Annotated in this window: 5 protein-coding genes; all 5 read left to right on the top strand. The window is 44.3% G+C overall.

What is annotated here, in order from left to right; genetic code table 11:
* A partial coding sequence (locus ACESM0_RS12230; protein ID WP_372906493.1) for an MBL fold metallo-hydrolase occupies window positions 1–1409 on the top strand: 1409 nt, incomplete at its 5' end.
* 56 nt (window positions 1410–1465) lie between these two features.
* Window positions 1466–3199: a SulP family inorganic anion transporter gene (locus ACESM0_RS12225; RefSeq protein WP_372906492.1), complete on the top strand. Its 1734-nt coding sequence runs from the start codon at window positions 1466–1468 to the stop codon at window positions 3197–3199.
* Window positions 3200–3247: 48 nt separating this feature from the next.
* Window positions 3248–5047: an SLC13 family permease gene (locus tag ACESM0_RS12220; protein ID WP_372906491.1), complete on the top strand. Its 1800-nt coding sequence runs from the start codon at window positions 3248–3250 to the stop codon at window positions 5045–5047.
* Window positions 5048–5421: 374 nt separating this feature from the next.
* The gene (locus tag ACESM0_RS12215; RefSeq protein WP_372906490.1) at window positions 5422–5760 is read left to right on the top strand and encodes a rhodanese-like domain-containing protein; all 339 of its coding nucleotides are present in this window, start codon (window positions 5422–5424) and stop codon (window positions 5758–5760) included.
* Between the two features lie 127 nt (window positions 5761–5887).
* On the top strand, window positions 5888–6064 hold the full coding sequence (locus tag ACESM0_RS12210) for a hypothetical protein (protein WP_372906489.1): 177 nt from the start codon (window positions 5888–5890) through the stop codon (window positions 6062–6064).
* Window positions 6065–6266: the final 202 nt, after the last annotated feature.

The raw sequence follows: 6266 nt of genomic DNA, 5'->3' as shown, positions 1-6266 counted from the left end.
ACATGTATTTCAAACAATTCTTTGATGAAAAATTAGCACAATATGCATACCTGGTAGGATGCCAGGCTAACGGTACGGCTGTGATTATTGATCCGATGAGAGATATCGATCAGTATATCGACCATGCAGCAAACCAGAATCTAACCATTACAGCCGCTGTGGATACACATATCCATGCCGACTACATTTCAGGTCTTCGCGAATTCGCAGAGCGCGACGTAAAAGTGTACGCTTCTGATGAAGGAGACAAAGACTGGAAATATGAGTGGCTGAAAGGAAGTGATTATGACTATGAATTCCTGAATGACGGCGATCAATTTAAAATCGGAAATATCACGATCAAAGCGTGGCACACACCGGGACATACTCCCGAACACCTCAGTTACTTTATAACAGATGGTGCCGCTGCTGATGAACCCATGGGAGTTGCAACAGGTGACTTTGTATTTGTAGGTGATGTCGGTCGTCCCGATCTGCTGGAATCTGCTGCAGGTCAGGAAAATATGATGGAGCCTTCTGCACGTACACTGTTTGGAACAGTAGAAGAGTTCAAGAAGCTTCCGGATTATATGCAGGTATGGCCCGGTCACGGAGCAGGCAGCGCATGCGGTAAAGCACTGGGCGCTATTCCGGAAACAACGGTTGGTTACGAGCTTCGATACAACAACTCTCTGAAATCAGCTAGCTCGGAAGATAGTTTCGTGAACTTTATTCTGGAAGGTCAGCCTGAGCCCCCACTCTATTTCGCACGTATGAAGCGTGATAACAAAATTGGCCCGGCATTAATTGGCGGACTTCCACAGCCAAAACGACTCACTCTTAACGAATTAAGAGGTTTAGTGGGTAAAGAAGAACCGATTATTCTCGATACAAGAGAAAAAGAAGACTATGCAGCAGGGCATATTCCCGGCTCCCTACTTTCACCGCTGAACAAGCAGTTCAATACGGTAGCCGGCTCATACATTACCGAAGATGATCAGATCTACCTGGTAGTTAACGAACACCAGCTTACAGAAGCTGTCCGCGATCTCTACAGAATTGGATTGGATAACGTGGTAGGCTATGTAACTCCACGAGACATTCTGATGTATAAAGATCAGGGTGGTGATATTGAGAAGCTTGACGTAGTGAATTTTGAAGATGTTGAAAATCTGAATAGCAACGAACTGGTTGTAGACGTAAGAAAAGCATCTGAATATGAGGAATCTCATGTAGAGGGTGCTGTAAACTTCGCACATACCCGGCTGTTGCCAAATAAAGAGAACATTCCTTCAGATAAGAAACTTTATCTGCACTGCATGACGGGCGGAAGATCTGCTGTAGCTTCAGCATTCCTGAAGAGAAAAGGATTCGATGTTGCTCTCATCGATGACGACTTCGAAAAATATATGAGCAAAGTTAAAGCATAAAACAAGAGATCAGGAAAATGGCCGGCAGCATAAAGTTGTCGGCCTTTTTTACTCAAGTGAAGAATTTAAAAACACATATCAAAAAGTTTATTCCCCTGGCGGATACGCTTAGTTCATATAATAAAAGTGTTTTCAAGGGAGATTTAAACGCCGGTGTTACCGTTGGTATTATGCTTATTCCACAGGGAATGGCGTACGCGATACTGGCGGGTTTACCTCCGGTTTATGGGCTCTATGCTTCAATCATACCATTGGTTATTTATGCGCTGTTCGGCACATCGAAACAGCTGGCTGTAGGTCCTGTAGCCATGGTTTCACTTCTTGTGGTAGCGGGTGTCGGTGAATTTGCCGAAGTAGGGAGTGCACGTTTTATTCAGTTAGCGATTTTAACAGCTCTTGGTGTTGGACTAGTGCAGTTTTTAATGGGCGTATTCAGGATGGGTTTCCTGGTGAATTTTCTGTCGCATCCTGTCTTGAGCGGATTTACTTCAGCTGCCGCTTTGATAATTGGTGCCAGCCAGATCAAGAATTTAACCGGCCTTGATCTGCCCAGAACCAAACAGGTGCAGGAAATTGTGATAGAAACCGCCAGACGTTTCACGGAAATTGAACCGATCACAGCCGCAATTGGAATCGGTTCAATAGCTGCGATTATTCTGATAAGAAAATGGAAACGGACGTTCCCGTCAGCTTTGGTAGTGGTGGTGGTTGGAACAGCAGTTACGGCACTTTTTGGTTTGAATCAGCACGGTGTGGCCATTGTTGGGGATATTCCCAAGGGTTTGCCGGCGTTTAGCCTGGAATTCTTAAACCTGTCGGATGCACGAATTTTAATTCCAACAGTTCTGATTATTTCCCTGGTCAGCTACATGGAGTCGATTGCGGTGGCAAAAGCGATTGCCAACAAACACGGATATAAAGTGGATGCCAATCAGGAATTGGTGGCTTTGGGTGCCGCTAATATAGGGGGTGCATTTTTTCAGGCTTTTCCTACAACCGGCGGTTTCTCCAGAACAGCCGTAAATGATCAATCCGGCGCAAATTCCACAGTTGCTTCTATAATCAGTGCGGTTATTATTGCATTGACTGTACTCTTTTTAACACCATTGTTTTACTACCTGCCAAGTGCTGTATTAGCGGCAATTATTATGGTAGCTGTAGCCGGCCTGTTTGATGCCGCAGAAATGAAACACCTCTGGAAAACCGATAAACGGGACTTGGCGATGCTGCTGGTTACGTTTATTGCAACGCTTGCACTGGGGATTGAAGAAGGTATAGCGATAGGTGTTGTGCTTTCATTAATTTTAGTAATCTACAGCAGTACAAAGCCTCACAGTGCGGAACTTGGTCAGCTGGGAGAGACCAGGAATTATCGAAATATCAACCGGTATAACGAGGCAAATATCAGTGATGAGATACTCATTTACCGGTATGATTCAGCACTCTACTTTGCAAATGTAGAGCACTTTCAGGACACACTCTTTTCAAAAATTGAGCAACGGGGTGAAAAACTGGAGCTGGTCATTCTGGATGCATCAGCTATTCACACGATAGACTCCACAGGTATTCATACCCTGAATGAAATCATTAAAGACCTGAAACATAGAGGTATCACTTTTTTTATAGCTGGAGCGATAGGCCCGGTCAGGGATAAACTGAAAACATCCGGTATACAGGAATCCATGGGACAGGAAAATTTCTTTTTTGATGTGTCTGATGCAGTAATGTTCTACAAAGAGACGCATGAGCGAAATAGGAAAACATTTTCTCCAATCCAAACTAATGTCTAGCTGGAAAAATAAGAAACTAAAATATCTACAGGGAAAAGATTAAGAGATATGGAAACTGAAATTATCATTGTATTGACGATCATGGCATTTACCATCTTTATGCTGATCACGGAGATTGTCAGGATAGATGTTACAGCTATTATTACCATGCTTGCCCTAAGCTGGACGGGAATTTTGTCGACAGATGAAGCTTTGTCCGGTTTTTCGAGTAACGCTGTGGTGGCAATGATTGCCGTCATGATTTTAGGAGAAGGTATTGCAAAAACCGGAATGATGTCACGCTTCTCGAAGTGGCTTCTCAAACGCGTAGGCAGGAAAAAGTCGTCCGTATTGGGTTCACTGTCACTGTCGGTGGGTGTGCTTTCGGGTGTAATACAGAATATTGGAGCAGCCGCACTCTTTCTGCCAAGCATTATTGATATCGCCCGAAGAATAAAGATATCGGCTTCAGTACTCATCATGCCGATCGGCTTTGCGGCCATTATCGGAGGCACGTTAACGATGGTGGGTTCCGGACACCTGATTCTTACAAACGACTTGTTGGAAAGCGCCAACCTGGAACCTTACGGTCTTTTTGCCGTAACTCCGGTAGGTATCGCGCTGCTTCTGTCAGCCATTATTTTCTTTGTGCTACTGGGTAAGTACTTTTTGCCGCAGGATACATCAGGCGACGAGGTTGGGTTGACCGAGCAGGAAAAAATTGTGGATGCGTTTAGCCTGAACAAAGACATCCGCTATTTCAGGGTTGATGATAACTGCAAGGCAATCGGTAAAAAAATTGAAGAGACCGGAATCTGGAAGGAATACGGGATTAATATTTTGGCACTGAAAGATTCGGGTGGGAAGGATACCAAATATGCGCCCTGGAGAGAAACCGAGATCAAACAGGGAGACGTAATAGCTCTCTACGGAGAGGCAGAAAGTCTGAATCGCTATGTGGCGGATTACAATTTTACAAAGACCGAAGACGACCAGATTTTTGAAGGAATTGGTGATCCGGAAGAGTCAGGATTTGTTGAAGTGATTGTGCCTCCCCGATCTGATCTTGTCGGCCAGACGATACGGGAGTTCTCCATGAGGAAACGCTACGCCGTGGAGCCGGTTATGCTGTTCAGTAAAGGCGAAAAGGTGACGGGTGATTTTTCGGATCATAAAATTCAACCGGGTGATACATTTATTATCTACGGTCCATGGAATAACATTAAAGAATTGCAGAGTACTGATCCGTTTGTGGTAGCCACTCCCATTTCGGTTGAATCAAAAGATCGTTCAAAAACATGGCAGGCCGCCGGTAGTTTTCTGCTGGCTATCGTGTTGGCGATGTCCGGTTTTTCTATCTCTATCTCGTTTTTAACCGGCGCCTTGGTTATGGTGTTAACCAACGTAATGAGCATTCAGGATGCCTACAAAGCAGTGGAGTGGAAGGTGGTTTTCCTTCTGGTTGGGTTGATTCCGCTCGGTGCCGCCATGCAGAATAGCGGTACGGCGGAGTTTTTAGCAGAAAATGTAATGAGCGTTATTGAGGGAAGTCATCTGTTGGTGCTGCTGTTTACCGTTGGAATACTTTCAACCGGATTTTCTCTGGTGATGTCGAATGTAGGAGCCGTGGTGGTATTGGCACCGCTGGTTGTGGGAATTGGCGCCCTTGCCGGTGTGGATCCGCGTCCGCTGGTACTTTTGGCTGCAGTGAATGCAGGTAACTCATTTGTACTGCCAACGCACCAGGTAAACGCCCTGATGATGTCGGCCGGTGGCTATAAGACCAAAGATTACTTCAAAGCAGGCGGAGGAATGACAATTGTGTTCCTTGTTGTCTCAGTCATGTTCTTCTACTACACCTTCTTTTAAGAGGCAAAAATTTAACAAAAAGTCTCCCCTAGTAAGGGGCTCCGAGCGCAAGCGACACGTGAAACGAAATTTAGAGGGGTGTCTATCATTTAGTTTTGTGAAATTTGATATAGATTGAACTCAGAACGTCCCCCCTTCGAAGGGGGTAATGATCAAAGAAGCGGTTCAAAATGATAATTGTTGGAAGTATGGCGGTCTGTAGGTTTTATCAAATGAAATGGAGTTGATTAAGGGTATCATATGTTTAAGTAAGACGACGATGCCATGTTTAGTAAAGTCCAGGCTAAACAGGATAAAATTTAATCGACCACTAAAAGAGATTTATGCAAAGAGTATTAATCGTAACAATTGGAATTATAATAACAGGAATAATCATGTTTAGTTTTTTATCTCGATCAAATGGCATTGATATCAGTGCTGAAGAGTTCAAAGAGAAAGTAGAAGAGGAGAGAGGAGTTGTGATTGACGTCCGATCCAAAATAGAGTACGACGAAGGCCACCTGAAATTAGCCGATGAGATGATCGACTTCAATGCCGGTGAGTTTCACAACAAAGTGGATTCACTGGACAAGGATAAAACCTACTACCTCTACTGCCGGTCAGGAAATCGAAGCGGCCAGGCTGCACGCCTGATGAAAAGCAAAGGGTTTGAAAATGTCTACAACGTAGGCGGATTTGATGAACTTGCCCGCAGCGGTTTAGATACTGAGTAATTAATAGCAAGGCCACTTCGTGAAACATCGAGACTTCGTATCCTCGTGGCAGAAAAAATTAGATCAATTCAACTATGCGGTGAAGTGATCTTTAGTGAATTTAAATCAAAAGCAGAAAGATAAAACCATGGATTTAAGCATACCCAAGAAAGAGCTGGAAGAGATTGAATCAGCCATTCAGAGCGATGAGAGCGTAGTTGGTATCGATGCCAAGAAAACACACGTGATTATCATCCACATGCTCCATCAAATTCAGCAAAAGCTGGATGACCTGGAAGACAGAATTGAGAAGCTGGAGAATTAGGCCTCCGTTAAGCTGCCATTTGCGGTCGGAGGGGTTGATACTAAATTAAAAATAACCCGTCTAACCGCCTGGTATGATCATAAGTTAAAAAAGTTAGTTCTCTAGGCCGCGGAACGTGTGTGAATCCAACAACCGGATGACCATCTGCTCAACGTTCTGCGGCCTTTCTTGTTCCGTAGGGACAAAATATAGGTAGATTCAT

It is taken from the genome of Rhodohalobacter sp., assembly GCF_041686455.1.
Taxonomy (GTDB): domain Bacteria; phylum Bacteroidota; class Rhodothermia; order Balneolales; family Balneolaceae; genus Rhodohalobacter.
The sequence above is the reverse complement of the archived record's forward strand: the minus strand, read 5'-3'. Positions and strand labels throughout refer to the sequence as shown.